Source organism: Clostridia bacterium (assembly GCA_024685775.1).
In the GTDB taxonomy this organism is placed as follows: domain Bacteria; phylum Bacillota; class Clostridia; order Christensenellales; family CAG-1252; genus CAG-1252.
Window position 1 is genome coordinate 13,716 of the sequence record JAIKVL010000028.1, and the last position, 26,020, is coordinate 39,735.

21 protein-coding genes and 1 tRNA gene are annotated in these 26,020 nt (G+C 52.4%); 19 read left to right on the plus strand and 3 right to left on the minus strand.

All coding sequences use genetic code 11. From position 1 onward, the window contains the following. Positions 1 to 51: 51 nt before the first annotated feature. Entirely contained in the window at positions 52 to 4,041 is a 3,990-nt protein-coding gene (locus K5753_05120) for an InlB B-repeat-containing protein (GenBank protein MCR4726581.1), read from the plus strand. A gap of 69 nt (positions 4,042 to 4,110) precedes the next feature. Here the strand turns inward: K5753_05120 and K5753_05125 are convergent, their stop codons facing one another. Next, the gene (locus K5753_05125; protein MCR4726582.1) at positions 4,111 to 5,319 is read right to left on the minus strand and encodes an iron-sulfur cluster-binding domain-containing protein; all 1,209 of its coding nucleotides are present in this window, start codon (positions 5,317 to 5,319) and stop codon (positions 4,111 to 4,113) included. Next, positions 5,320 to 6,828, minus strand: coding sequence for an NAD(P)/FAD-dependent oxidoreductase (locus tag K5753_05130; GenBank protein ID MCR4726583.1), 1,509 nt, complete (start codon positions 6,826 to 6,828; stop codon positions 5,320 to 5,322). A gap of 186 nt (positions 6,829 to 7,014) precedes the next feature. Between K5753_05130 and galK the strand changes: the two genes are divergently transcribed. The 12 genes from galK (at position 7,015) to K5753_05190 (ending at position 20,021) form a co-directional block, all read left to right on the plus strand. Beyond that, a complete protein-coding gene (galK, locus tag K5753_05135; GenBank protein MCR4726584.1) occupies positions 7,015 to 8,127 on the plus strand; it encodes a galactokinase in 1,113 nt (370 codons plus the stop codon). A gap of 47 nt (positions 8,128 to 8,174) precedes the next feature. Then, complete coding sequence (locus K5753_05140) at positions 8,175 to 8,582, plus strand: (deoxy)nucleoside triphosphate pyrophosphohydrolase (protein ID MCR4726585.1); 408 nt, start codon at positions 8,175 to 8,177, stop codon at positions 8,580 to 8,582. 162 nt (positions 8,583 to 8,744) lie between these two features. After that, positions 8,745 to 9,152, plus strand: a complete 408-nt coding sequence (locus K5753_05145; GenBank protein MCR4726586.1) for an FdtA/QdtA family cupin domain-containing protein — start codon at positions 8,745 to 8,747, stop codon at positions 9,150 to 9,152. Next, entirely contained in the window at positions 9,149 to 10,252 is a 1,104-nt protein-coding gene (locus tag K5753_05150) for a DegT/DnrJ/EryC1/StrS family aminotransferase (protein ID MCR4726587.1), read from the plus strand. The genes K5753_05145 and K5753_05150 overlap by 4 nt, the downstream gene beginning before the upstream one ends. Before the next feature lies 1 nt (position 10,253). Further along, on the plus strand, positions 10,254 to 11,834 hold the full coding sequence (locus K5753_05155) for an HAD-IIIC family phosphatase (protein ID MCR4726588.1): 1,581 nt from the start codon (positions 10,254 to 10,256) through the stop codon (positions 11,832 to 11,834). A gap of 3 nt (positions 11,835 to 11,837) precedes the next feature. Then, on the plus strand, positions 11,838 to 12,056 hold the full coding sequence (locus K5753_05160) for a hypothetical protein (GenBank protein MCR4726589.1): 219 nt from the start codon (positions 11,838 to 11,840) through the stop codon (positions 12,054 to 12,056). Further along, positions 12,053 to 13,033: a GNAT family N-acetyltransferase gene (locus K5753_05165; protein ID MCR4726590.1), complete on the plus strand. Its 981-nt coding sequence runs from the start codon at positions 12,053 to 12,055 to the stop codon at positions 13,031 to 13,033. The genes K5753_05160 and K5753_05165 overlap by 4 nt, the downstream gene beginning before the upstream one ends. 17 nt (positions 13,034 to 13,050) lie before the next feature. Continuing rightward, positions 13,051 to 16,011, plus strand: a complete 2,961-nt coding sequence (locus K5753_05170; GenBank protein MCR4726591.1) for a CDP-glycerol glycerophosphotransferase family protein — start codon at positions 13,051 to 13,053, stop codon at positions 16,009 to 16,011. A 3-nt stretch (positions 16,012 to 16,014) separates the two neighbouring features. Then, positions 16,015 to 16,713 carry a 2-C-methyl-D-erythritol 4-phosphate cytidylyltransferase gene (locus K5753_05175; protein MCR4726592.1) on the plus strand — a complete coding sequence of 233 codons (699 nt, stop codon included), beginning with the start codon at positions 16,015 to 16,017 and terminating at the stop codon, positions 16,711 to 16,713. Further along, positions 16,710 to 17,726, plus strand: coding sequence for a galactitol-1-phosphate 5-dehydrogenase (locus K5753_05180; protein ID MCR4726593.1), 1,017 nt, complete (start codon positions 16,710 to 16,712; stop codon positions 17,724 to 17,726). The genes K5753_05175 and K5753_05180 overlap by 4 nt, the downstream gene beginning before the upstream one ends. Further along, positions 17,719 to 18,390: a ribulose-phosphate 3-epimerase gene (locus tag K5753_05185; protein MCR4726594.1), complete on the plus strand. Its 672-nt coding sequence runs from the start codon at positions 17,719 to 17,721 to the stop codon at positions 18,388 to 18,390. The genes K5753_05180 and K5753_05185 overlap by 8 nt, the downstream gene beginning before the upstream one ends. An 83-nt stretch (positions 18,391 to 18,473) precedes the next feature. Beyond that, positions 18,474 to 20,021, plus strand: coding sequence for a DnaD domain protein (locus K5753_05190; protein ID MCR4726595.1), 1,548 nt, complete (start codon positions 18,474 to 18,476; stop codon positions 20,019 to 20,021). 79 nt (positions 20,022 to 20,100) lie between these two features. On the opposite strand, the gene K5753_05195 is transcribed toward K5753_05190, so the two are convergent. Then, a complete protein-coding gene (locus K5753_05195) occupies positions 20,101 to 21,543 on the minus strand; it encodes an MATE family efflux transporter (protein ID MCR4726596.1) in 1,443 nt (480 codons plus the stop codon). 256 nt (positions 21,544 to 21,799) lie between these two features. On the opposite strand from K5753_05195, the gene cysK reads away from it, so the two are divergent. The 6 genes from cysK to K5753_05225 form a co-directional block, all read left to right on the plus strand. Next, a complete protein-coding gene (gene cysK, locus K5753_05200) occupies positions 21,800 to 22,732 on the plus strand; it encodes a cysteine synthase A (protein MCR4726597.1) in 933 nt (310 codons plus the stop codon). Positions 22,733 to 22,757: 25 nt separating this feature from the next. Beyond that, entirely contained in the window at positions 22,758 to 23,303 is a 546-nt protein-coding gene (locus tag K5753_05205; protein MCR4726598.1) for an ECF transporter S component, read from the plus strand. A 60-nt stretch (positions 23,304 to 23,363) separates the two neighbouring features. After that, a complete protein-coding gene (locus tag K5753_05210; GenBank protein MCR4726599.1) occupies positions 23,364 to 24,047 on the plus strand; it encodes a tRNA threonylcarbamoyladenosine dehydratase in 684 nt (227 codons plus the stop codon). A 79-nt stretch (positions 24,048 to 24,126) separates the two neighbouring features. Continuing rightward, entirely contained in the window at positions 24,127 to 25,317 is a 1,191-nt protein-coding gene (locus K5753_05215; protein MCR4726600.1) for an aminotransferase class I/II-fold pyridoxal phosphate-dependent enzyme, read from the plus strand. 49 nt (positions 25,318 to 25,366) lie between these two features. Continuing rightward, a tRNA-Thr gene (locus K5753_05220) sits at positions 25,367 to 25,442 on the plus strand. Positions 25,443 to 25,658: 216 nt separating this feature from the next. Next, positions 25,659 to 26,020 (plus strand): hypothetical protein (locus tag K5753_05225; protein ID MCR4726601.1); only part of this gene is annotated, 362 nt, incomplete at its 3' end.

The window sequence follows — 26,020 nt, forward strand, 5'->3', positions numbered from 1 at the left end:
GGAAAAGAAATCCTCTTGAAAAATCGTCCGTAATAGAGTATTATTTTAAGTATGAGAGATAATTTGCGGCGATTCGCTCGGAAAAACGAAAGAAACGGGATCTCGGGGGCGGGATCGGTACTTTTGCCGGTCGGTCTTCTTCTCGCATTCGTTCTCCTTTTGCTCGGTTCGCCGTTTTTCTCCGATCGCGTCGCGTCGCGCGCCGAGATCGACCACACGGGATATTCGGCGGAAGGTAGCGCTTTTCCGATCGCAAGCGGGAACTATTATCTGACGCAGTCGATCGAGATATCTTCGCCCGTTTCTTTGGCGAACGCGACCGTTACCCTTGATCTGAACGGTTTCGATCTCGTATTTACGGGCGCGGGAAAACTTACCGTGGGGTCGGAATCGGACGCCGCGTCCTTGACGATCCTCGGCTCGGGAGAAGAAAAGATCGTTTTATCCGACGCGCTGTCGCTCGGGAGCGCGGAGAATGCGATCCTCGTTTCTCCGAGCGGCTCGCTTTCGATCTCGGGTGTCGTTTTCGAGGTGCAAAAAACAATGGATCGGATCGCTTTGTTGAAGGGCGCGTCCGCATTCGGCGACGTTTCCGTCTCGGCGTCTGCGGGCGTCGCTCTGAACGCCGCTTTCGCGTCCGAAGGGACGGACGTCTCCTTTACGCGAGTTGCGATCGACGCAGTCGGCGCGTATGCCCTCGTCTCTTCCGGTTCGAATAAAAAAGTATCCGTCGGCGGGTTCCTTACCGCGCCGAGGGGCGTGCGGCTCGGCTCGGGCGTAACGCTGGTCGCAAATGCGGAGCTGACTTCTCCGATCGACGTATATCCCGAAGCGGCGCTTACGCTTTCAAACGGCGAATCGGTGATCGTGACTTCCGCGGAGACGCAAGAGGAGTTTGCGCGAAACGATCTCGAAAAGATCGTGTGTTTGTCGGAGGACGGCGTCTTTTACCTCGTCGAGGACGGCGCGAACGCAGGACAGATCGCGTTTCAAAAAGATCACGTCCTTTCGCTGTTCAACGGCGAAGAACTCGTTTCATCCGTTCATAAAAAGCGCGGGCAGTCCGTGATTCTTGCGTCTTTTGCGTTCCCTTTGACCGAGACGCATCGCCAGATCGGTTGGTCGGTCGTCGGCGACGGGCGGGAGCTCGCGTTGAACGCCGTTTATTCCGAGGAAGCGGATCTTTCGCTTTCCGCGATTTGGGAACGATTCATTTATTCGATCACTTACGAAAACGTCTACGGGAATAATCTCAACCCGGATTATTATTCCGTGGACGACGGTTTGACGCTTCTCGAACCCGAGCGCACGGGGTACTCGTTCGTGGGTTGGAAGTCCGCGCCGAGCGACGCGCCCGCAAAAAATCGCGCGATCGCACCCGGGGAAACGGGGGATAAGCATTTCATCGCCGTTTGGGAAGTGGAAATCTATTCGATCCGATACGTCGGCGCCGAGAACGGCGTAAACGCCGTAACCAACTCCAATCCGACGTCGTATAGCTTGGAAAGCGGCGAATTCTCGATCGAGACGCCTACCCGCACGGGCTACGACTTCGTCCGTTGGGAAGGGTATATCGCGGGTGAAGAACCCGTGATCCGAGAAAACTCGACGGGCGACCTTGTCTTCACCGCCGTTTGGATGGTCACGCAGTACACGATCACCTATCGCAACGCGGTCAACGGCGTCAACGGCGTGACGAACTCCAATCCGACGCGGTACTCGATCGAATCGGAAGCGTTTACGATCTCCGCGCCTTCGCGCCGCGGATTTTCCTTTTTGAATTGGACGAAAGGGGAAGATCGAATCGATCGCTTGGAAGTTCCCGCCGGATCGATGGGCAATATTACGCTCGAAGCAAATTGGGATCTTTTCCCCGTGGTCGCGATCTATAACTCGTATACGGGCGTGTATGACGGCGCGTCTCACGAAACGGGCGCGCAGGTCTTTCATCTGCTTTCGGACGATCTGACCGCGCGTTACGAGTGGCACGATATGAACGGCGCGCCTGTCGTAGGTCTTCCCGATCTCGTTTTTTCCGTTCGCAACGTGGCGGATTCGCGCGTCTTGAAACTGTATCACGAGATCTCCTATGAAGATCCCTCGGGAAATCTTTATCAAACGAGCGGCTACGTCCTCGACTATTTCGACAAAGGCGGACTCACCGTCCGAATCGATCCCGCGCCCTTGACCGTCACGCCTTGCGGAACGCTCGGAAAAACGTACGGCGAAGCGGACGGCGAGATCGCGTATGAAGTCGGCGCGGCGATCGCGGAAGAAAATCCCCTTTTGACGGGCGCATTGTCGCGCGAAAGCGGGGAAAGAGCGGGGACGTATCGCATAACGGAAGGAACGCTTTTGCTCTCTTCCGACGCCGTTTCGAGGAATTATCGAATTCAATTGGCTTCCGCGGTTTACGAGATCGAAAAAAAGCCTTTGACCGTGACCGCCTTGCGTTCCGAAATCCGTTACGGCGACTCTCGGATCGTCGGACGGGGCGTGAATTATGACGGGTTCGTCGGCGGCGACACCTCCGATTCGCTCTCGGGAACGCTCGTTTATACGTCCGATTATCCCCACTTGGGCGACGTCGGCTCCTATGCGCTTACGCCCGGCGGCTTGACTTCCTCCGATTACGAGATCGTATTCGTTTCCGGCGTTTTGGACGTCCTTCCGAAAGAGATCGCCGTGGTATGGCGCGGAGATCGCTTCGTCTACGACGGCGAAGTCAAGGACGTTTCCGCTTTCGCGTATGCGGAAACGGGGATCGGCGGGGGCGTCCTCCCGCTGACGGTGAAGGAAAAAGAGGGAAAAGATATCCGCTCGGTCGGGGCGTATCGTCTCGTGGCGGAAAAGCGTGATTCGAACGCGAACTATCTTTTGACGAATGACGAGACGCGAATCGAGATTACGAAGATGCCCCTGACGATCCGCGCGAAAGATCTCGTTATCGAATACGGCGACGCGGTGGATAAATTCTCCGTCCTGTTCGAAACGTTCGCGGGGAAAGATACGATCGAATCGTTGCAAGGATCGCTTCTGTTGGAATGCGACTATTCCCCGATGGACGAAGTCGCCGAATATCCGATCTCGGTCAGCGGCGTTACGGCGGAGAATTACGAGATCACGTTCGTTTCGGGCGTGCTGCGCGTCACGAAAAAGAAAGTGACGATCAGCGTTTCGGCAGGCGGCGGTCTCGTCGGTTCCGTGGTTCCCGCTTCGGCGAGCGTCGACGGCGCTTTGCCCGGCGACGTCGTTAGGGTGAACCTCGTCTATGAAAAGGACGGCGTTTCGAGCGCGGAGGTGCCCGCGGAAGCCGGCGCGTATATGGTGAGCGCGTCCATCGAGGAAGACCATTACAAAGCCGACCCCGTTACCCTCCCGTTTTACGTTTTGCGAGAACGTATTCAAAGCGATCCCGATAAGGGACCGGTCGCGGAGATCGACGTCGAAGGGGGCGTGAATCCCGATTCCGAATTCGAAATTACCGAGATCAAAGACGAGAAAAACGAAGCGTACAAAAAGGCGGTGGAATACGTGTCGAGCCGAGAGACCGTGGAGAGCGTCTACGATCTGACGCTTTTCGTCTCGGGAGAGGAGATCGCCGTGTCGTCCAAAATGACGGTCAGGATCGTGATCCCGACGCAATTGAGATATAAGCGTTTCTCGGTCCTCGCGGTCGGAGACGCCGCGAAAACCGTTTCGTTTCGAATGGTCGGGGATTCGATCGAATTCGAAACGGATGAATTAACGCCCATCGCGTTCGTAACGAACGAAGATAAGACGACGATCTGGTGGCTCGTCATCGGTTTGATCGTGATCCTTTCTTTCGAGATCATGGTCGGCGCGTTCCTCGTCTTGAAAGAGCGGAAAAAGAAAAAGGAAAAGAAAGCGGCGGCGGTTGCACCCGTTTTCCTGTTGGCTGCCGTTCCCATCGGGCAAGTAATCGCGGCGATCGTCCTCGGCGTCCTCGTGGTCGCCTTCGGGATCGCGGACGTCTGCCTCGCGGCGTATTACAAAAGGAAAGAAAAAGAATCAAAGTAGCGGCGATCGCCGATAAAAAAAGCGTTCGGAAAGAAAATCCGAACGCATTTTTTTATGGACGTTGGGGAATTATTCCGCGGGCATCGGCGGGACGTCGATCTCGACGTCGGAGAGGGGGAAGGCGCAGCAGGGATGAATGTATCCGAAATCTTTATCCGCTTGCCTTCTTCCGTCCACGGAAGCGGGCGTGTAGACTTTGCCCGACAAAAGCTGCGAACGGCACCAGCCGCATCTGCCGCTTCGGCAGTCGGAAGGCGGGTTCAACCCCGCGTCTTCCATCACGCGGAGAAGAGAGGTGTCCGCTTTGCAGTCGAGGACGGTGGTTACGCCCGCGATATGGACGGTGAGTTTATAGACCTCGTCGATCGAGCCTTTATAGTCCGCGTTCTTTTCGGGATGGAAATATTCGCCGAAGAGTTCGTGACGGACGAATTTGCGGCGGATCCCGAGCGTCGCGATCTCCTTATCCGCAAAATCGTACAAGACCTGCGGTCCGCACATAAAGATGGAATAGTCGCCTTCGGGCGCGTACTTTTGAATGAGTTCCGCCGTTATGAAGCCTTTTTCGCAATCGCTCGCTTCTTCGTGCGAGAGGACGTTGACGAGTTTGATCCTGCCGCTGTTTCTCGCCCACATCGCAATCTCGTCCGAGAAGACCGCGTCGGCTTTCGTGCGGCTGCCGTAAAGCAGGGTCAGCGTGCAGTTCTCGTCTCCTTCGTAGATGGATTTCGCCAAAGAGCGGAAGGGCGTGATCCCGCTGCCGCCCGCAATGCCGATAACGTTCTTCGCATCGCGCAAGCGTTCGTAGGTGAAATCTCCGAGCGGCGCGGACGCGACGATTTTGTCGCCCACTTTGAGGTTATCGAGAATATATTCGGAGACGATGCCTCCGGGGACGCGCTTGATCGTCAGCATATATTCGCCGTTCAAAGTGTCTTGCGGAGAAGAAGCGATGGAGTAGGGGCGCTTATAGATCTTTCCGTCGATCGCGACTCCGATCGAGAGATATTGCCCCGCGGAGAACCAAGCGAGCTTATGCGTCCCGTTTTCCGCATCCGGCGCGAAGGTGAAACTCTTCATATCCTTGGAGAACTCGCGGATTTTTTTGACGACGAGGAATTGACGCTTCGGATGCAATTCGGCGGCGAGTTTATTCGGCGTGTAGGAGAAAAGATCTTTCGCGGGAGCTTGGGAAGAGGTGTTGATCTTGTTGATGCGTTTTGTGATGACGCCGAGCATCTTTGCACGGCTCAAAAAACGGAATTTCGTGGTTTTCATTTATTTGCCCTCCTTCAAATCGCTGATGACCTGCTTTGCCGTGCTGTCGCCCGTGATATACCCGGAAGGAAAGCCGTCGCCGCGGACGTGGTGCCCGCCGCAGAAGTAAAGATTCGGGATGGTGTAGTCCATTTTTTCGAGGGCGATTCTGCCGACGATGTTGTCCCATCCTTCGCTTTGATAGCCGTAAATCGCGCCTTCGGGCGTCCCGAGGTAGCGCGCGAACGTAACGGGCGTCGCCACCGAGATCTCTTCGATATGCGGCATAATGGAGACGCCGAGGGTCTCTTCGTAATCCTTAATGAATTTTTCCGCGAGCGCGTTTTTGAATTCCTTATAAGCGCGCGGCGTCATATCTTTCGGAATGTCGCCCGGCATAAAGGGAATCGTAAAGAAGAGCGTCGAAGTCCCGCGCGGCGTGCAGTTCGGCAGCGCGACGTTCAAGCAGTTGACGACGTAATAGCCGAGGTTCAATCTCTCGTTGAATTGGACGCGCGGACGATTGTCTTTCATAATGAAGACGCTGTAATCTTTGATTCCGAGTTCTTTTGCGGAGCAGTCGAGTCCGAGATAGATCGTGGAGAACGACATACCCATTTTTCTCGCGTTCGCAAGGCGTTTGAAGCGTCTCGGAAGAGCGCGGGGATCGGAGCGATTGATGACGTTATGCGGCATGATGTTCGAGACGATCTTTTTGGCGTGGAATTCTTCGTCGCCGACGCAGACGCCCGTCGCGCGACCCTTCTTGTCGAAAAGGAAGCGCGTCACTTCGCTGTTGTAACGGACCTCGCCGCCGAAGCGCAGGAAGGCGCGGATCAAGCTCAGCGAGAATTCGTGAGAACGCTTATAGGGCATCGTGGGCTTTACTTCGGCGTAGGAAGTCAAAAGGGCGATGTAATGCATCGCGCAGAGGTCGTCCGTCGGGACGCCGAGATACCCCCAGTAGGTGTTCAAAATCGAGCGCGCTTTCGCGGGGATCCCAAGGGATTTTTCGACTTCTTCGGTCGAGTGAGAGGAGAGGCGCATGAAATCGCCGTGCTTATTCATAAGGACGAAGGGATTGATCTTTCCTTTCGTCGTGTAGGTCTGCGCGTCGTCGATCGGCCCGATCAGGTCGAAGAGGCGGGAAATGCTTTCGCGGCAGCCCGGAACGGCTTTTTCCATATCGTTTAAGAAGCGTTCGCGTCCCGTGTGAAGAATGACGTCGTAGCCGTCTTTGTCTTTCGAGATCGCGCGGATCAGCGTGTCTTCGTGATAAAGGTCCACCATCGCGCCGAGAGAGGAAAAAATCTCTTTCGTCGAGGTGATCTCGGGGGACGTGCCTTCGGCGCAAAGCTCGTGCAGCGAGGGTTCGAATTCGAATCGTCCTCTCACGAAACTCGTCGCGCAGCCGCCGGGCAAATTATGCTTTTCGAGCAGCAGCGTCTTATAACCGGCTTGCGCGATCGTCGCGGCGGCAACGAGGCCACCGTTTCCCGCGCCGACAACAATAACGTCGTATTCTTTCATCGGGGGATCTCCTTTCTTTCTTTATACTATAACTATACTCTAATTTCGTGCGTTTCGTCAATAGGGTTTGGCGGCGAAATCACCGATTTTTTATCTTTACAAACGAATTTTTCGCTTCTATAATTAAATTAAACGTATCGACCCCGAAATCCTTGAAAGGTTCGGAGAAAAAGGAGAAAAACGAAAATGAATTTCGAGTACGCGGTTTCCGCCGCGGGCAGGGTGAATATCATCGGCGAGCACGTCGACTATTGCGGAGGGAAGGTCTTCCCCGCCGCGCTCTCTTTGAAGAACACGATCTATATTCGGCGGGCGGAAGGAAAGTCGATCGAACTGAATTGGACGGATCTTCCGGATAAGGTCGTTCTCGATCTGACCGACCTCGAACGATATAAAACCGTGAAGCACGCGTCCTACTTCGCGGCTTGCGCCTACGTCTTACAAAAGATCGGCGTGGACGTCCCCGGAGCGGTCGTTTTATCCGATTGCACCGTCCCGTTCGGAAGCGGTTTGTCGTCGTCCGCCGCGATCGAGGTCTCGTTTATCGCCGCGCTCCTCGTCCTTGCGGGCGTTCGGAAGACTCCCGTCGAGATCGCGCTTCTCGCGCAGAGGGCGGAGCGGGAGTTCGTCGGCGCGGATTGCGGCATCATGGATCAGTACGCATCGGCTTGCGGCAAAAAGGATCACGCGCTTTTGTTATCTTGCGACACGCTTTCCTGCAAAGAAGTTCCGCTTCGCCTCGGCGACTATGCGCTCGTCCTCGCGAACACGAATAAACCGCATTCCCTGATCGGCGGGAAGTACGGCGAACGCAGAGCGGAAACGGCGCGTGCGTTCGAGCTTTTGAAGAACCGCACGGGCGCGCCTTGTCTCGCCGCCGTAACGAAAGAAGAACTCGAAGCGAATAAAGAGGTTTTGCCCGAGCTTTTATACAGGAGAGCGAAGCACGTCGTCGAAGAAGTCGCGCGCGTCGAACAAGCCGCGGTCGCGATGGAGACGGGAGATCTCGCCGCCCTCGGCGGGCTCGTCAAAGCGTCGCACGCGTCCTTGCGCGATCTGTTCGAAGTGACCGGCAAGGAACTCGATTCACTCGCGGCGGCGGCAAACGATTTCGGCGGGTGTCTCGGCTCGCGCATGACGGGCGGCGGCTTCGGCGGCTCGACGGTCTCGATCGTCAAAAGGAGCGAGATCGCGCGGTTCGAAAAAGAAGTCGGGGCGCGCTATGAAAAAGAGATCGGCTATCCTGCGAGTTTTTACGTCGCGGAGATCGCGGACGGGTTAAAGATCGAGAGGCTCTGAGAATGAAAACGGCGGGTGAAGGCGAAAAGAGATCGTCCGCGTCTCAAATGACGGGAAAAAAGAGGAGAGAGGTCGTCGCCGCGCTGATCGAGCGAGGCGATCGCTTTATGATCTGCCGCCGCCCCGAAGGGAAGGCGCGCGCAGGGCTTTGGGAATTCGTCGGCGGAAAAGCGGAAGAGGGCGAAAGCCTCGAAGACGCGCTCGTCCGCGAATGCGAGGAAGAGATCGGAGTCCGAGTCAAAGTCGGGAGCGTCTTTGCTTCTGTCGTCCACGACTATGCGGATATCTCCGTCCATCTTACGATCTTTCGCGCTTCGATCGTAAGCGGCGAGCCCCGCTCGATGGAGGGAAACGCGATCGCTTGGATCACGCCCGCCGAGATCCCGAATTATTCTTTCTGCGACGCGGATATCGAAATCATGCGTGCGATTTTCGAGAGAGGCGGGATCGATTGAAGTTTCCCCGCCTTTTTTATTTGACAAACTCTCTTGACGATAGGATATATAAATGATAAAATAATTTATTATATTGTCGAAAAATAAAGAGGCGAAAGCCTCCTTCGCTCCCCGCGATATTTTTTTCGGAAAACAAAATACTATCATCAAATGAAGGGATCTATGGACGTTACGATTATTCAATTTCAACAGCATGGGGATTCCCGCGGCAATCTCGTCGCGGCGGAACTCGGGAAAGAGCTCCCTTTCCCCGTTCGACGCGTTTATTATATTTACGGAGTCAAAGGCGCGCAACGCAGAGGCTTTCACGCGCATAAAGCGTTAAATCAAGTTTTGATCGCGATCGCGGGTTCTTGTAAGATTTTGCTGGATAACGGAAAAGAGAAAACCGTCGTTTCGCTTGACAAACCGACGGAAGGTCTTTTTATCGGAAAAGATACTTGGAGAGAAATGTTCGATTTTTCCGAGAACGCAGTCCTTCTTTCGCTCGCTTCCGCGGAGTATGACGAAAGCGATTACATTCGAGACTACGGCGCGTTTTTGAAGTACTTAGAGGAGAAAAACAAATGAAAGTTCCGTTTCAATCTTTCGTAAAAATGCACGAGGCGATTCGCCCCGAACTTACGGCGAAGTTCAACGCCGTGATGGATAGAAACTATTTTATCATGGGAGAGGAGCACAAAAACTTCGAGAAAGATTTCGCATCGTACGTCGGCGCGAAGTTTGCGCTCGGTTGCGGCAACGGGCTTGACGCGCTTCATATCATTTTGAAAGCGCTCGGCGTCGGAGAGGGCGCGGAAGTCATCGTTCCTTCCGATACGTATATCGCGACGGCGCTTGCGGTGTCCTATGCGGGCGCGCGCCCCGTTTTCGTCGAACCCAAAGCGGGGACGTTTAATATCGATCCCGAAAAAATCGAAGAAAAGATCACGGAAAAGACCAAGGCGATCATGGTCGTTCATCTGTACGGGCGTCCCGCCGATATGGATCCGATCATGGCGATCGCGAAGAAACGCGGTTTGTTCGTCATCGAAGACTGCGCGCAGGCGCACGGCGCAAAATATAAAGGGCAAAAAGTCGGGACGTTCGGTGATGCGGCGGGTTTCAGCTTTTATCCCGGGAAAAACCTCGGCGCGCTCGGCGACGGAGGCGCGATCGTGACGAACGACGAAGCGCTCGCGAAAAAATGCACGATGCTCCGCAACTACGGTTCGGAGATCAAATATCAACACGATTACAAGGGTTTCAATTCCCGCTTGGACGAAATGCAAGCGGCTTTCTTGGACGCGAAACTCCCGCATCTCGACGATTGGAACGACGAGCGTAAAAGAATCGCCGCGCGCTATCTCGAAGGAATCGAAAACCCGTTGATTACCCTCCCGCTTCCGAGCGACGAAACGTTCGATTGCGTTTGGCATATTTTCGCGATCCGCACTAAGGAAAGAGCCGCGCTCGAAGCCTATCTCGCGGAAAAGGGAATCGGGACGTTGAAGCACTATCCGATCCCGATGCATCTTCAAAAAGCCTATCTCGATCTCGGCTACAAGGCGGGCGATCTTCCGCTTGCCGAAGAGATCTCCGCCACGGAGCTCAGTTTGCCTTTGTTTATCGGTATGTCGGACGACGAGATCCGCTACGTTATCGACGCGTTAAACGCATTTAGGGTTTAAGATGTTTGAATTGCAGTCGTTCGTTTTAGGCAAGACGCCGTCGAGAAGGCAGCTTCTCGAATATGCGCCGATATCTCGAAACGCAGTGAAGGTTTGCGTGTATCGCAATCACTCCTTTGAACTGGTCGAGCATACGATCGGTGCTTTTTTGGATTTCGCGGGGCTGAAAGCCAATTTCGTTTACAGCGATTACGACGACAGCTTGTCCTTTATCGATCTTCCGCCCGACGCGGATCTGTTGATCCTGTGGCTCGATCTTGCGCGCTATAAGATCGCGTCCGTCGAAACCTTCGTAAACGAGCGTATCGCCGCTTTGAAAACGTCTTTCAAGAAACCGGTGTTGCTCGTCCCCGTCGGAGGCGCGATCAAAGCATCCGTTCCGACGCTCGATCTTTCCGAGCTGCAAAAAGAACTCGGAGACCGTTTCTTTGACGAAAGGCTCGAAAGCGCGACGGGAACGAGGCTTTCTTCCGCGGCGTTGATCCTAATCGCGAAGGAACTCGGTTTGCGCTATATTCCCGCGCTTACGCTTTCTCCTTTGAAAGGCATCGTCGTCGATTTGGATAACACGCTTTACGAGGGCGTCCTCGGGGAGGACGGAGCGGACGGCGTTCGATTGACCGACGGGCATAAGAAATTGCAGTCGTTTTTGAAAGAAAAGGCGGAAAACGGTTGGTTCGTTTGCGTCGCTTCCAAAAACGACGAAAGGGACGTTTTCGATCTTTTTGAAAAACGCAAAGATTTCCCGTTGAAGAGATCCGACTTTACGATGATTTGCGCTTCTTGGAGCGAGAAATCCGAATCCGTCAAAAAAATCCTCAAAGCGTTGAACGTCGGCGCGGACAGCCTTTTGTTTGTGGACGATAACGCGGGAGAGGTCTCCTCTATGGCGGCAGCGTATCCTCAAATGAAGACGCTCCTTGCTTCCTCGGACGGAGAAGAAACCTATCGGATGCTTTCTTTTTATCCCGGTCTGATGAAATTCGCGATCGGTTCGGACGACAAGATCCGAAAGGCGGACGTTCAGTCCAACGCGTTACGGAATGAAATGCAGGCGAAGTTTTCCAAGGAAGATTATATCCGTTCGCTTGAAATGAAGATCGTCTTTTCCGTGGACGCCGTCGATTCGGCGCCGCGTATCGCGGAACTCGCGAATAAGACGAATCAATTCATTTTCAATTATAAGCGTTATAAGCAGGATGAAGTCCTTTCGCTGATGAGCGGGAAGGATTCCGTCGTCGTCTCGGCGAAACTTTCGGATAAACTTTCCGACAGCGGCACCGTCGGCGTCGTCGCGGGCAAAAAGATCGGCGACGGATCGTTTGATCTCGAAGAGTGTTTCGTCAGCTGCCGCGCGCTCGGCAGAGGAATCGACGATATCCTCGTCCTCGGAATGATCCGAACGGCGATGAAAGAAGTCGGCGCGGATCGACTTATCGTGCGCTTTCAAAAGGGCGAACGGAATCTCCCCGCGGAAACGTTCGTCGAAAAATACTTGAAAAAATTCGTAAACGCTTCGAAGGCGTTTGCGTTCGATCGGGACGATTCTCTCGTTCAAATCGAAATAATCAAAGGAAGGTAAAATATGGAAAACGTTTTGGAGATCGTTGCGTCCGTCATGCGCAAAGACAAGGCTTTTTTGAAGGAGAACTTGGACACGGAAAACCTTTGGAATTCTCTGACCAAGGTCGAGATCATCCTGTCGATCGAAGAGGAATGCGATATTCTTTTCGAGCAAGAGGAAGTTAAAGAGATCACGACTCTTCGCAAACTTTTGGAAGTCGTCGAGGCAAAAGAGGCATGAAGCATAAGATCTCGGTCGAAGGGTTCGGCTATCGCTTGCGCCCCGTAAAGCTTTCCGACGCGGCGTTTATCATCGCCGTGCGGCTGGAAGACGCGGAAAGAAACAAGTTTATCCACGCGATCTCTCCGGACGTTTCTTTGCAGGAAGCGTGGATCGAGCGCTATTTTCTTCGCGAAGGAGATTATTATTTCGTCGTCGAGAATCGGATCACGGGCGAGGGCGAAGGTTTGATCGGCGTCTATGACGTCAAAGACGGAAAAGCAGAGTGGGGCAGATGGGTCGTCAAAAAAGATTCGCTCGCCGCGGTCGAAAGCGTCGACCTCGCGTATCGCGCCGCGTTTGAAAAGATCGGATTGGACGAGCTGTATTGCAGAACCGTTCAGGATAACGCGGAAGTCGTCTCTTTCCATGAAAGCATCGGAGAGAAAACGCGCGGCGTCATCGAAAACGCTTTCGAGATCAACGGAGCGACCTATAACGCGGTCGAACAGTACGCGGACAGAGAAATTTTCTATTCCGAGATCCATCCCCTTTTGGAAAAAAAGGCGGCGATGATCTTCAAAAGAAATATGAAACTCGCGATCGGAGATTTCGAGTTTCATCATATCGGCGTCGCGTCCAAAGATATAGAGAAGGATTTTTCGGCGTTCTCTTTCTTGGGTTACACGCGTTCGAGCGCCGTTTTCGAAGACGAGGAGCAGGGAATCCGAGGCGTCTTTTTGGAAGCGAAGGGGCAGCCGAGGCTGGAACTTCTATCCAATCTCGAAGGGCGGGAGACCGTCTCTCCGATGCTCGAATCGGGGAATAAAATGTATCATTTCGGATACTGTGTGTCCGACGTTGAAAAGGCGTTGGACGTTTTTATCAAAGCGAAGGCGAAAGTGATTTCGCCCTTGAAACCGTCGACATATTTCGGAAAAAGGATATGCTTCCTTCTTATGCCGAATCTGTACATGGTGGAACTCATCGAGAAGTAATCACGGAGTTATAAAAAATGGCAAGGATTTTGATTTCTATCAGAAACGGGTGGCGCAGACCGGATGACTTTAACGCGATGCCGCCGTTTTACGAAACGTTTTTAAAAGGGTTGCAGAATGCGGGAAACGAAGTGTTTTGTTTTCAGCATAAGGAGTACAGCCGCAATTTTTCCACGCCGATCCCGGAAGATATGAAAAGGATGATCCGATCTTTCGATCCCGAGCTATGTATCTTGTTCAACAACACGTTTTGGGATATATCGGATCTGGTGGATTGCCCGATTTTGATTTATGACGTCGATTCTCCGATCGAGTACACGCATAAAGATAATTTGGAGGCGAACCCGAGCCGTTATAAATTCATCATCAATCAAAAACAAGGCGCGGAACTGATGAAAGAGACTTTCAACGCGCCCGACGAAAACATATTCTACGTTCCGTTTTTTACGGAAGTCCATAAGAACGATTCCGCCGAACTGCGAAAAAACATCGTCTTTTTGGGATCCAACTGGACTTGGCACGGCTACAATTTTTTGCAGGATTTCTTGAAAAAGAATCCGAACGAGTCCGACGTCCGAAGCGCGTTGGAAGTTTTGAATCGCTTTTCCGAGGATCCTTATCACGACAGCAAAGAACTCTATTGGCAATTGGGATATCATCCGCAAAAACCGTTGGTTATTTCGGATATGCGCCGCGCGGCGTATGAGGTCAGCGGAATTTACCGAATGAAGGTGCTTTCTGCGATCGCGGATCTGGGACTTGAAATTCGCGGGCAATATTGGGGTATCGATTGCATGAATTACTTCCCGGAGATCATGGCGTCGGTCAATAAGACTCCGACCTATTCCAAGCAGGAGAACGAGGATTTTTATAACGGCGCGAAGATTTCGATCAATACCCAGCATATCCAAACCGTCAGCGGCTTTTCTTTCCGCGTATGCGATATTATGGCGTCGAACGCTTGCTTGGTGACTTCTCCGAGCAAAGATTTGAAAGAGCTGTTCCCGCAAATACCGATTCCGATGTACGAATCGCCGTATGAAGCGAGAGAAATTTGCAAAAAGCTTTTGGAAAACGAGAATATGCGCTCGGATATCGTTTGCGCTTGCCAAGAGGCGATCGATCACGGATACAGGATCCGAGACGTTATCGCAAGGATCGAGCAGATCTCGGGCGTATCTCTCGATAACGGAGCCTCGTCGAACGTTTGCGTCAAGTACGGATTGGACGTGGGAAAGCTCGAAATCTATTCCGATGAAGATCCTTCGATGCGTAAGCCGACGATCATTTCGTCCGCGCCCGTCTTGGTCCCGCCTCTGAAAAAGGCGAAACCCGCCAAGAAATCGATTCCCGCCGCCACGACGACTTCGAGCGATTCTTCGAGCGCCGCGAAAGGAGACGGACTGAATCCGATTTGCAGGCTTTGGTATAAGACGCTCGGAAAGCATTTGGGTTACGATCCGTATAATCGCTTTAACAAAAAGACGGTTTATCTTGGGAAACTGCTTTTGTTCGAAAGACTGAAACCCAATCCGAACCGCGAAGAAACGTATTTTATCTTCTTTCCGCTTTTGAGCAAAACGCGCCAAGGGGATAAAACCGTCGTTCGCCTTTTGCTGTTTGAAAAGATCGGAAACGCGCTTCGTAAGCTCTTCGGAAGAAAAACCGACTCGGATCGGAGCAAAGACGGCGGCATCGCGGGAAAACCGCAATGTTTCGATATGCCGAAAGGCGCGGAATTGAAAAGGATCCTTGCGGTCAAAGAGCAAAACAGGGGCGCGTTGCGGAATAAACTGCGCGACGGGGAAAAGATCGTCGTTTGTTTGTTCGTTTGCAGAATATCCTGTTGGTTCTTCGACGATTTGTATAAGAAACTCGACGAGTCGGGGGTCTTTATTCCTTATATCGTGGTGAAACCGTTTATGACGATGGGAAAGGACGCGATGGTCGATTATATGGATTCGACCTTCGACGCCTTGACCGCGAGAGGGTATCGCGTTATAAAGACCTACGACAAAGAGACGGAGAGTTTCCTCGATATAAAGGAGACGTTAAATCCCGACGTCGTCTTTTACACGAAGTATTGGCCGCCGCAATTCCGTTCGGAGTACTACATCAATCGGTTTATGGATAAATTGACCTTTTTCGTTCCCTATGCGTTTGATATCGGTCGCCATAACGTGGTTTACGATTTCGACCTTTTGAATAACGTGGATCGGTTTTTGTATAACACGCCGATCCATAAAGAGATGGCGGAAAAGTATATGCCGAATCACGGTAAAAACGTTTACGTCGTCGGCGCTCCGAAATTGGACGTTTTCTTCGATCCTTCTTATGCGCCGAAGGACGTTTGGAAAGAGCAGCCGAAGAAGAAAAAGCGCATCATTTGGGCGCCGCATCACGAAGATCAAACGAAAGAGGATATGTATCAATTCGACTCTTTCTACTATATCGCCGATTATATGTTCGAAATCGCCGAAAAGTATAAAGACGAGATTCAGATCGCCTTTAAGCCTCATCCGATGTTGAAACCGAAATTGGATTATCGCTGGGGAAAACAGTCGGCGGACGAATACTATGAGAAATGGGCGAATTTGGAAAACGGACAACTCGAACTCGGCGAATTCCAAGATCTGTTCCTGACTTCCGACGCGATGATCTTGGACAGCGTCTCGTTTATCGCGGAATATATGGCAGTCGATAAGCCGGCGCTGTTTACAGTATCTCCCACTTCCCGCGTTATGTTTAACGAGTTCGGCGAAATGGCGTATGAAGAACTGTATCATACGGAAGGAGAAACCCTCAAAGAGGATATCGATTCCTTCGTCAAGAAAGTCGTGATCCGCGGAGTGGATCCCAAAGCGCAGTCCAGAACCGCGTTCGTTAAGGAATATATCGCGCCTCCGAACGGAAAAACCGCGACGGAGAATATCTACGAAAGCATTTTGGACGAGATTCAAAACGGAGATAAGAAATAACCTATGATGAATATTGCGATCATACTTTCCGGAGGAACGGGAACGCGAATGAAACTTTCCCGCCCGAAACAATACTTGGAAGTTCGAGACAAACCGATCATCGGTTACAGTCTGGATCTTTTCGAGCGTTGCAAGCGCATCGATAAGATCGTCGTGGTCTGCCATTCCGATTGGAAAGACTTCGTCGCGGAGTACGCGCGCAAAGAAGGAATCTCCAAACTGTTTGCGTTTGCGCCGTCGGGTGAGACGAGGCAGGAATCGCTTTTCAGCGGGTTGAAGGCTTGCGCGGGCGTTGCCGAAAAGGATTCCGTCGTTTTGATCCACGACGCGGCGCGCCCGAATCTGACGGAAGATTTGATCGAGCGTTTGTTGGCTCTCGACGGATTTGACGGCGCGATGCCCGTGATCGGCGTTAAGGATACCGTCTATTTCTCCGAGGACGGCTCGGAGATTTCGAGCCTACTCGACCGCGATAAACTGTTTGCGGGACAAGCGCCGGAAAGTTTCGTTTTCGGGCCGTACTTCGCCGTCAATAACGAAGTGTCCGTCGAAGAACTGAAAAGGACGAGGGGCAGCAGCGAGATCGCGTTTCGTCACGGATTGAAGATCAAGCTCGTCGAAGGGGACGAAAATAATTATAAGATCACGACGACTTCGGATCTCGAAAAATTCGAAGCGCAAAAAGCGGAGAAAAAGAAATGAAGGCTTACGTTTTGGAAGGAATAGACAAGTTGGTTTATAAGGACGTTCCCACCCCCGCGCTTTCGGAAGGCTGGGTCCTTCTTAAAGTAAAAGCCGCGGGAATTTGCAGTTCGGACGTGCCGCGCATTTTCAAGACGGGGACCTATCATTTCCCGACGATCCCCGGACACGAATTCTGCGGAGAGGTCGCGGAAGTCTTTTCGGAAAAGGATCGGGAACTCGTCGGAAAGAGAATGGGCGTCTTCCCGCTGATCCCCTGTAAGAAATGCAGATATTGCGAATCCGGGCATTACGAAATGTGTTCGGATTATAATTATCTCGGTTCTCGCTGCGACGGCGGGTTCGCCGAGTACGTCGCGGTTCCGAAGTGGAATTTGTTGCCGCTGCCGAGCGGCGTGCGTTTCGAGCAGGCTGCGATTTTGGAACCCTTTGCCGTCGGGTATCACGCGACGACCGCCGCGCGCCTCGATCAAGTAAAAACCGCCGCCGTCATCGGAACGGGCGCGATCGGACTCTTTATCGCGATGATCCTCCAATCGAAAGGGATCGAAGTAACGATTATCGGCAGAAACGAGGAAAAGAGAACGCTCGCGGAAAAGTGCGGCGTCATGCGCTATCTGGATGAATCGGCGGAGCAGTCGGACGAACAGTACGATCTCGTTTTCGAAGCGGTCGGATCAAACGAATCGCTTTTGAAAGCGATCGGGAAAACCCGTTCGGGCGGGCAGCTCGTCCTCGTCGGGAATCCGTATTCCGATATGACTCTCGATAAAAAGACGTATTGGCAGATCCTGCGCAGACAGTTGACGCTTTACGGGACTTGGAATTCCTCTTACGAATTCAACGCGCCTTCGGATTGGACGGCGGTTCTTTCCCTGATCCGAGAGGGCGTGATCGATCCGTCGCTCGTGATCACGCGCGTTTTCGGGCAAGAGGAGTTGCCGGACGCCTTGTCCGTTATGAAAAATCATACGATGCCGTATGGAAGGATGGTTGTAAAATTCAATGACTGAGAAAAGAATTTCCGCTTCGATCATGTGCGCCGATCTTTTGAACGTTCAACGCGACGTGGAGCTTTTGCGCGAAAACGGCGTCGAATTTTTACACGTCGATATTATGGACGGCGCGTTCGTTCCCAATATCACGCTCGGGATCGATCTTTGCAACGCGCTCGGCGAAAAATCCGGGGTAAAAAGAGATATCCATTTGCTCGTGGAAAACCCCACGCTTTTTATCAACCGTCTGAATTTGAAGTCGGGTGAACAGGTTTCCGTCCATTACGAAGCGGACGTTAACGTTCGGATTTTGTCTTCCATGATCCGCGGAAACGGCGCGCGCTTCGGTTTGGCTCTGAACCCCGAGACGCCGATCGACGTCCTTTCCGACTATTTGGATCAACTCGATTTCGTGCTTCTTATGATGATCAAACCCGGGTTCTCCGGTATGAAAAAAGAAGCGGGTATGATCGAAAAGATCAAAGAACTCAGACAGTATTTGGATTCGCATAATAAGAATATCGAGATCGAAGTGGACGGAAACGTTAGTTTCAAAAACGCGCGCGAGATGTCCGCCGCTTCCGCGGATATATTCGTCGGAGGCTCGTCGTCTATTTTTTCGAAGAAAGACGATATCGGGAATTGCGTTCGTTTGTTAAGAAAGAGTATCGCGCAGAATTAAGAGGGAATTTCCTCTCGAAAATCCCCGTTGACATCATGCGGGGCGCGTGCTATAATCTTCTCACTCGTTTTTAAGGAGAGCGTATGGCTTTTTGTTATTTGGACGGAGAGGCGGAAAAGGAGGGATTCGTCCTCGTTGATTCGCTTTTTATCGAGCATTATTTGCCGCAGGCGGGCGAAGCGGAGCTCAAAGTCTATCTTTTGGGCTTGGACGTTTGCCGCAAAAGCGCGGAGAACATAACGCTCGCTCGCTTTGCGGAAGATCTGAATCTTTCGGAAAAGGAAGTTCGCGAAGCGTTCGCGTACTGGGAAAAGCAGGGCTTGGTCCGCGTCTTCGACGAGCCTTTTTCCGTCAAGTATTTTTCCGTTAAGAGCCGTTTCGGCTTGTCCCGCACGTTCAAAAAGCAAAAATACGCCGACTTTAACAAGCAGGTCGAAGAGATTTTCGAGGGGCGCGTCGTTACTCCGCAGGAATTTATGGAGTACTACACGATCATCGAGGACGGCAAGTTGGAGCCGGACGCGATGCTTCTCATCATCAAATATTGCCTAGGTTATTGCAGTAAGGAGAACCCCGTCCGCTATATTAGAAAGGTCGCGAGCAGTTGGGTGGAAGCCGGCGTCCGCACCGTGCGCGACGCGGAAGATCGCCTGATGAAAGAGGACGCGGCTTCGCAGGACGTTCGCGCCGTTCTCGGCGCCCTCGGAAGAACGTCCGCGCCCGACCCGACCGATCGCCAGCTTTACGTCAAATGGTCGACCGGACTCGGCTTTTCCAAAGACGCGATCCTCGCCGCCGCGAAACTCGCGAAGCGAAAGGGCGGAATGGCGAAGCTCGACGAGATCCTCGAAACCTTCGCGAAGAAAGGGATCTATACCGCCGTCGACATTCAGGAAGAGGTCAAAAGGAAGGACGATCTTATGGATATCGCCGTGCGCGTCAATAACAAGCTCGGGCTGTATTATCAGGATCTGAACGCGGTCGTCGAGAATTACGCCGCGAAATGGGTCGCGCAAGGCTTTTCCGCGGAGAGTTTGCTTCTCATTGCGGAGCGTTGCTTCCTCGACGATTGCCGCACGCTCAGCGCAATGGATCGCGAGGTACAGGAGTATTTTTCGCTCGGATACGTCTCGGAGGACGCCGTCCGCGCCCGCATCCGCGAACTCAAACAGGCGGATGAGTTTATGGAAAAGATCGTCCGTATGACGGGCGGCGCGCGCAAGGTCCGCGAGAGCGACCGCGCCCTTTATCGGAATTGGATCTCTTGGGGCTTTGACGAGAACGCGATCACCGAAGCGGCTTCGATCGCCGCGGGTAAACCCTACGCGACCGCGTATATGAACCAAATCTTATCCAACTGGAAGAGCTCCGGAAGGACCGCGCCGATCGGAGAGATCGCCGCCGCGGCTTCATCTGCGTTCGACGTCTCGGGGATCACGAAAGAGGATCGCGAGAAAAAACTCAGAAAAGATAAGGATTACGCGGCGTTTGAAAAAGAGCGCAGAAAGCTCTCGATCGAGATCGCGAAAGCCATCAGCGAAGGAGAGATCCCGTCCGCGGAGAAGACCCGTCGCTACGACGAACTCGAAAAACTCATCGCCAAACGAAAAGAAGAACTCGGCGCGGAATGATTCCCGTCCTTACGATAGAATGAAAAAGCCATACGACGTTGCGCGTATGGCTTTTTTACTTTTTGCTTGATCAGTCGTTTTATCCGTTTTGAGAAGTTCCCGCGGTCTGTTCCGCCGCGCTTTCGGGAACGGGGGCGTCCCCGGACTGCTTTGCGCGCATTTCTTCGAGGAAGGCTTGTCTCTTCGTGAATTCCTTTTTATAGACGTGGATCGAGATCGGGAGGAAGACGGAAGTCGTAAAGAATTCCGCGATCGGGTAGGCGAACCAAACCCCCGTCGTCTGCGTGTACTTCGCGAGGACGTACGCCGAAGGAATGATGATGAGCTGGCGGGAAAGGGTGATCAAAAGCGAGGTGAAGCCCCTGCCGAGCGATTGCATCATCGTCGTGATCGAAATGCCGACCGCCGCGAGGATAAAGCAAATGCTGATGATCCGCATCGCGTAGGTGCCGACGCGAACGAACTCCGCGTCGTGACCGAACATCGTCATCAGATAATTCGGAATCGACTGGAAGATGATGACGCCGAGCGCCATAAAGCCGATCGCGAGCGTGACCATAAAGCGGAAGGTCGCCAAAAAGCGCCCGCGCGAACCCGAGCCGTAATTGTAGCTCAAAATCGGCAGCCCGCCTTGGGTCAATCCGAAGATCGGCATAAAGACGAAGGATTGGAGCTTAAAGTAGACGCCGAGCACCGTGATCGCATAGGGGAAGGCTTTGATGAAGGAATTGACGGTGATCGTCGTAAACGCGGGAAGCGCGCTGATCAGCATCGAAGGAAGCCCGATCTTCAAGATGCGCCAAATGTAAGAAGGAGAGGGGTAAAACCCTTTTCGCAGGATGTGGACGTCCTGCTTTCGGAAGATCAGCATCGAAAGCGAGAAGAATAATGCGAGGAATTGCCCGATGACAGTCGCGATCGCGGCGCCTTTCGCGCCGAGGCGGGGGAAGACTCCGATTCCGAAAATGAAGAAAGGATCCAAAATGATATTCGTGATCGCGCCGATGAGCTGGGTAAACATCGGAATCTTCATATTGCCCGTCGCTTGGAGGATTTTGCTCGAAGTCAATTCGACCAAAACGCCGAACGAAAAGATCATACAGATCGAAAGATAAGAGACCGCCATATCGAAGGTCTCCGCGTCCTTCGTGTAAGCGCGGACGAAGGGTTTGACGATGGTGAAACCGAGGATCACGGCGAGAACGACCGCGAGGACCGCGATGAAAAGACCGTTTTGCGCGGCGAAACTCGCTCTCCCGCGTTTGCCTTCGCCGAGACTTTTCGAGATGTAGACGTTCGTTCCGACGCCGATCCCGATCCCGACGGAGATCACGAGCATTTGGATCGGAAAGACGATCGAAGTCGCGTCGATCGCTTTGATGCTGAAATGCGCGAGATATAAGCTGTCCACGATATTGTAGACCGCTTGGACGAGCATCGAGAAGATCGCGGGTAGACTCATCGAAATCAGTAGCTTTTTAACGGGCATGACAGCCATTTTTTCCGAACGTAACGTTTCCATACGCAAATTATACCAAGCGCGAAAAAATGCCGTCAAGCGTGTGAAAAATCTTGCCCGTAAAAAATTCGGATTTTTTTGATAAAATCGTTGACAAAGAAGCGGTCGTTCGTTACAATGGAATCAACCTACCGTGAAAATAGGTTATTGAAAATCGAGCGTAAATCTTTTTCGGATCGCAAACAAGCGTTTGAGTCCGCCGCGTAAAAGAGATATAATAAGAACGCGGCGCTTTCGAAAAGCGCGGGGAGGTATAAAGATGAAGAAGATTTACACTTCTGCGGATCAACTTGTCGGCGGGACTCCGCTTTTGGAACTTACGCATATCGAAAAGCAGTTCGATCTGCAAGCGAAGCTGTATGCGAAGCTCGAATATTTGAATCCCGCGGGTTCGGTCAAAGATCGCGTGGCGAAAGCGATGATCGAGGACGCGGAAAGATCGGGAGAGCTGAAAGAAGGCTCCGTCATCATCGAACCGACTTCGGGCAACACGGGGATCGGGCTTGCCTCGATCGCGGCGGCGAAAGGGTATCGGCTTTTGATCGTCATGCCCGACACGATGTCCGTGGAGCGCAGAAAGATCATCAAAGCGTACGGCGCGGAACTCGTCCTGACGGACGGCAAGAAAGGAATGAAAGGGGCGATCGAAAAGGCGGAAGAGCTGAAAAAGGAGATCCCGAATTCGATCATTGCGGGGCAGTTCGTAAATCCGTCCAACCCGAAAGCGCATTTCGAGACGACGGGTCCCGAGATTTTCGAGGACACGGACGGCGAAGTCGATTTCTTCGTCGCGGGAGTCGGGACGGGCGGAACGCTGACCGGAACGGGCGAATACCTCAAAAGCAAAAAGCCCGAGGTGAAAGTCGTGGCGGTCGAGCCGAAATCGAGCGCGCTCCTCTCGACGGGGGTCGCGGGCGCGCATGGGATTCAAGGGATCGGCGCGAATTTCATCCCCGAGGTCTTGGATACGTCGATCTATGACGAAGTCGTCGCCGTAACGGACGAAGACGCGTTTGAGATCGGTCGGCTGATCGGTAAAAGTGAAGGCGTGCTCGTCGGAATTTCGTCGGGCGCGGCGGTGTGGGCGGCGATCGAACTTGCGAAACGCCCCGAGAATAAGGGAAAGAATATCGTCGTCCTGCTTCCCGACACGGGCGACAGATATTTATCGACGCCGCTCTTCGGGGAGTAAAAAAGGAGAGGCAAAGGAGAAAACTATGGAAGGTAACGGCGGAAAAGGAAGGATCCTGACGTTCGAAATCGCGGTGGCTGCGGTCCTGATGGCGATCAATCTCATATTGAGTATGTTCGGAATTCCCGTTCCGGGCGGAGGTCGCTTGTATCTCTGCGACGCGGCAATTGCCGTAGCGGGCGTTTTGCTTTCTCCCTTCTTTGCTTTCGTCGTCGGCGGGGTGGGTTCTTTCCTCGGTGACTTGATGTTCTTCCCCGCGGCGATGTTTATAACGCTTGCGGCGCACGGTATAGAAGCGATTTTGATTTCCGTTTTTTCGCATTACGTTTTGAAAAAGCGTCCGCTTTTCGCTTCGATCCTCGGTCTCGTCGTCGGCGGCGTAATCATGGTCGGGATTTACGCGCTGGGTTCCGCGTTCGTCTACGGGACGCCCGGTTACGCGCTTCTTTCGATCCCGTTCGATCTTTTGCAGGTTTCGGTCGGCGGCGCGCTCGGATTGATCCTTGCGTATCCTCTCGGATTGAAGAAGACCTACGCGCGCTTCTTGTCGAGCCGCGCGCCCAAGGAATAAAAGAAAAGCATTTTTTTCGCGCCCGTTGCTTTGCGGGCGCGAACGCGTTATACTTTATATATGGAAAATTACACCGATCGTTTGGAAATTTTGTACGGAGCGGAAGCCGTCCGAAAGCTCAAAGCTTCGAAAGTCGCCGTCGTCGGAGTCGGCGGCGTCGGAGGCTATGCGGCGGAAGCGGTCGCGCGCGCTTTTGTCGGCGAGATTCTTTTGATCGACGCGGACGTCGTCCAGCCGTCCAACGTCAATCGTCAGATCATCGCGTTTCCTTCCGTCGTCGGGCAAAGCAAAGCCGAATTGATGAAAAAGCGCGTCGAGGAGATAAACCCCGAATGCAAGGTGACCGCGAAGAGCCTTTTCGTTACGGAGGAGAATCTCGCCTCTCTCGAAGAGCTTTGGCAAGCGGACGTCATCGTCGATGCGATTGACTCCGTCCCCTCGAAGATCGCTTTGATCCTTGAAGCGAAAAAGCGCGGCGTTTTCTCCGTCAGCGCGATGGGCGCGGCGAATCGAGAGGATATAACGGCGTTTCGTGCCGCGGATATCTCGGAAACGCATACTTGCCCGCTTGCGAAAAAGATCCGAAAGGCGCTTGCGGAAAAAGGCGTGACCGACGGCGTTCGCGTGGTCTTTTCCACGGAAAAAGCGAAGACTTTCGGCGGCGCGCTCGGTTCGAATTCCTTCACTCCCGCGGCGGCGGGGCTTCTCGCGGCTTCGGAAGCGATCAAAAAGATCATCCGCTGATCGCTTTTTTCCTCTAAAACGTTTCTTTTTTCGAAAAATATTGACTTAAACGGCGCGCGGAATTATAATATCAATTACTATGGATTACAATAAATATCTCAATAATAAGATCGTGGGGCTTAAACCCTCGGGAATCAGAAAATACTTCGACATTGCGGCGACGATGCCCGATTGCATTTCTCTCGGCGTCGGCGAGCCGAATTTCGTCACCCCGAAAGAGGGGATCGACGGCGGCGTCCGCAGCCTTCTTTCCGGACACACGCATTACACGTCCAACGGCGGCATTATGGAGCTCAGAGAGTTGATGAGCTACTATATCCATAAGAAGTACGCCTTGGAGTACGATCCCTCTTGCGAGATCCTGCCGACGATCGGCGTCTCCGAGGCGGTGGACATCACGATGCGCGCGCTGTTGAACCCCGGCGACGAAGTCTTGGTCTCCGATCCGTGCTACGTTTCTTATTATCCCGCCGTAACGATGGCGGGCGGCGTCCCCGTCGTCGTCGAGACCACGCAGGACACGAATTTCATTTTGACCCCCGAAGAACTCGAAAAAGCGATTACTCCCAAGACGAAAGTTTTGCTGATGTGTTATCCGAATAACCCGACCGGCGCAATCATGACGAGAAAAGATCTCGAAGCGATCGTCCCCGTCATTAAGAAGCACGATCTGATCGTCGTGACGGACGAAGTCTATTCCGAGCTGACCTACGGCGGCGTAAAGCATACGTCCATCGCCGCGCTTCCCGGGATGAAAGAGAGGACGATCCTTCTCAGCGGATTCTCGAAGTCCTTCGCGATGACGGGTTGGAGACTCGGCTATCTCGCCGCTCCGAAAGAGATCTACCAGCAGGTCTATAAGATCCACCAGTTCGCGATCATGTGCGTTCCGACGATGGCGCAGGAAGCGTTGATCGCGCTTTTGAAGCACGGATTCGAGACGGATTTCGATTTCGTCGAAGAGATGCGCTTGGAGTACGACCGCAAACGTAAATTCATCTATAAAGCGCTCCTCGATATGGGGCTCGATTGCTTTGAACCGAAAGGCGCGTTCTATATTTTCCCGAAAGTCAGCGACCTCGGAATGGACGACGAAAAGTTCGTCGAACGCCTTTTGTACGAAAAGAAAGTCGCGGTCGTTCCGGGAAGCGCGTTCAGCGAGACTGATCGTTCGCACGTCCGCATCAGCTATGCGTACAGTATGGAGAGATTGGAGCGCGCGATGGAAAGAATGGATGGTTTTGTAAAAGAAGTTAAAAAAGGTCTTTGAAAACTCTTGTCTAATTCAAAAAAAAAGGATATAATAGGTAAGTCGATAAGCTAATGTGGCTCAGCTGGTAGAGCAGTTCACTCGTAATGAACAGGTCGCCGGTTCGAATCCGGCCATTAGCTCCAAAAAATCTCGTCGTCAATAAACGGCGAGATTTTTTGTATCCGAACCGAAGCGAAGCGAGGTTTGGCATATCATCAAAGGCTATAAGCCTTTGTATATCATCAGGCGCTTGCGCCTGTATATCATCACGACAAAGCCGTGCATAAAAACCATCCGCTTCGGTTTGATTTGTTATTCTCGGTTGATATATTCTATTGAAAAATCTTTAAAACGGTGGTATGATTATAAAACAAAATGCTTTTCAGAACGCGAGAGAAATAAAAATGAGTTTGGATATTTCAGATAGTAGTTTTAAAAAGGTTTTTAATGATGAAAAACTTTTTCTTCCGATTCGTTGGACCGGTGGTGTTTTTTATAATTATTTAAAAGAACTTTTTACGCAGTATAAAAAAAATTTTAAAGTAGCGTTTGCTTATAGTATTGATTATGCTGATATGAGGAAAAAAATAGGCTATACCTGCAAATTGTTGCTAGAATCTGTAAAACACTATCTTGATGGTTTCCCGTCAAAAGCATATAAAACGTTTACACGCGTAATGACGATTTTGATGAAAGATCCATTAAGAATCTATTATAAAAC

Coding starts and splice junctions, on each gene's coding strand:
- K5753_05120 (MCR4726581.1), top strand. CDS start 52: ATGAGAGATAATTTGCGGCGATTCGCTCGGAAAAACGAAAGAAACGGG.
- K5753_05125 (MCR4726582.1), bottom strand. CDS start 5,319: ATGAAAACCACGAAATTCCGTTTTTTGAGCCGTGCAAAGATGCTCGGC.
- K5753_05130 (MCR4726583.1), bottom strand. CDS start 6,828: ATGAAAGAATACGACGTTATTGTTGTCGGCGCGGGAAACGGTGGCCTC.
- galK (MCR4726584.1), top strand. CDS start 7,015: ATGAATTTCGAGTACGCGGTTTCCGCCGCGGGCAGGGTGAATATCATC.
- K5753_05140 (MCR4726585.1), top strand. CDS start 8,175: ATGACGGGAAAAAAGAGGAGAGAGGTCGTCGCCGCGCTGATCGAGCGA.
- K5753_05145 (MCR4726586.1), top strand. CDS start 8,745: ATGGACGTTACGATTATTCAATTTCAACAGCATGGGGATTCCCGCGGC.
- K5753_05150 (MCR4726587.1), top strand. CDS start 9,149: ATGAAAGTTCCGTTTCAATCTTTCGTAAAAATGCACGAGGCGATTCGC.
- K5753_05155 (MCR4726588.1), top strand. CDS start 10,254: ATGTTTGAATTGCAGTCGTTCGTTTTAGGCAAGACGCCGTCGAGAAGG.
- K5753_05160 (MCR4726589.1), top strand. CDS start 11,838: ATGGAAAACGTTTTGGAGATCGTTGCGTCCGTCATGCGCAAAGACAAG.
- K5753_05165 (MCR4726590.1), top strand. CDS start 12,053: ATGAAGCATAAGATCTCGGTCGAAGGGTTCGGCTATCGCTTGCGCCCC.
- K5753_05170 (MCR4726591.1), top strand. CDS start 13,051: ATGGCAAGGATTTTGATTTCTATCAGAAACGGGTGGCGCAGACCGGAT.
- K5753_05175 (MCR4726592.1), top strand. CDS start 16,015: ATGATGAATATTGCGATCATACTTTCCGGAGGAACGGGAACGCGAATG.
- K5753_05180 (MCR4726593.1), top strand. CDS start 16,710: ATGAAGGCTTACGTTTTGGAAGGAATAGACAAGTTGGTTTATAAGGAC.
- K5753_05185 (MCR4726594.1), top strand. CDS start 17,719: ATGACTGAGAAAAGAATTTCCGCTTCGATCATGTGCGCCGATCTTTTG.
- K5753_05190 (MCR4726595.1), top strand. CDS start 18,474: ATGGCTTTTTGTTATTTGGACGGAGAGGCGGAAAAGGAGGGATTCGTC.
- K5753_05195 (MCR4726596.1), bottom strand. CDS start 21,543: ATGGAAACGTTACGTTCGGAAAAAATGGCTGTCATGCCCGTTAAAAAG.
- cysK (MCR4726597.1), top strand. CDS start 21,800: ATGAAGAAGATTTACACTTCTGCGGATCAACTTGTCGGCGGGACTCCG.
- K5753_05205 (MCR4726598.1), top strand. CDS start 22,758: ATGGAAGGTAACGGCGGAAAAGGAAGGATCCTGACGTTCGAAATCGCG.
- K5753_05210 (MCR4726599.1), top strand. CDS start 23,364: ATGGAAAATTACACCGATCGTTTGGAAATTTTGTACGGAGCGGAAGCC.
- K5753_05215 (MCR4726600.1), top strand. CDS start 24,127: ATGGATTACAATAAATATCTCAATAATAAGATCGTGGGGCTTAAACCC.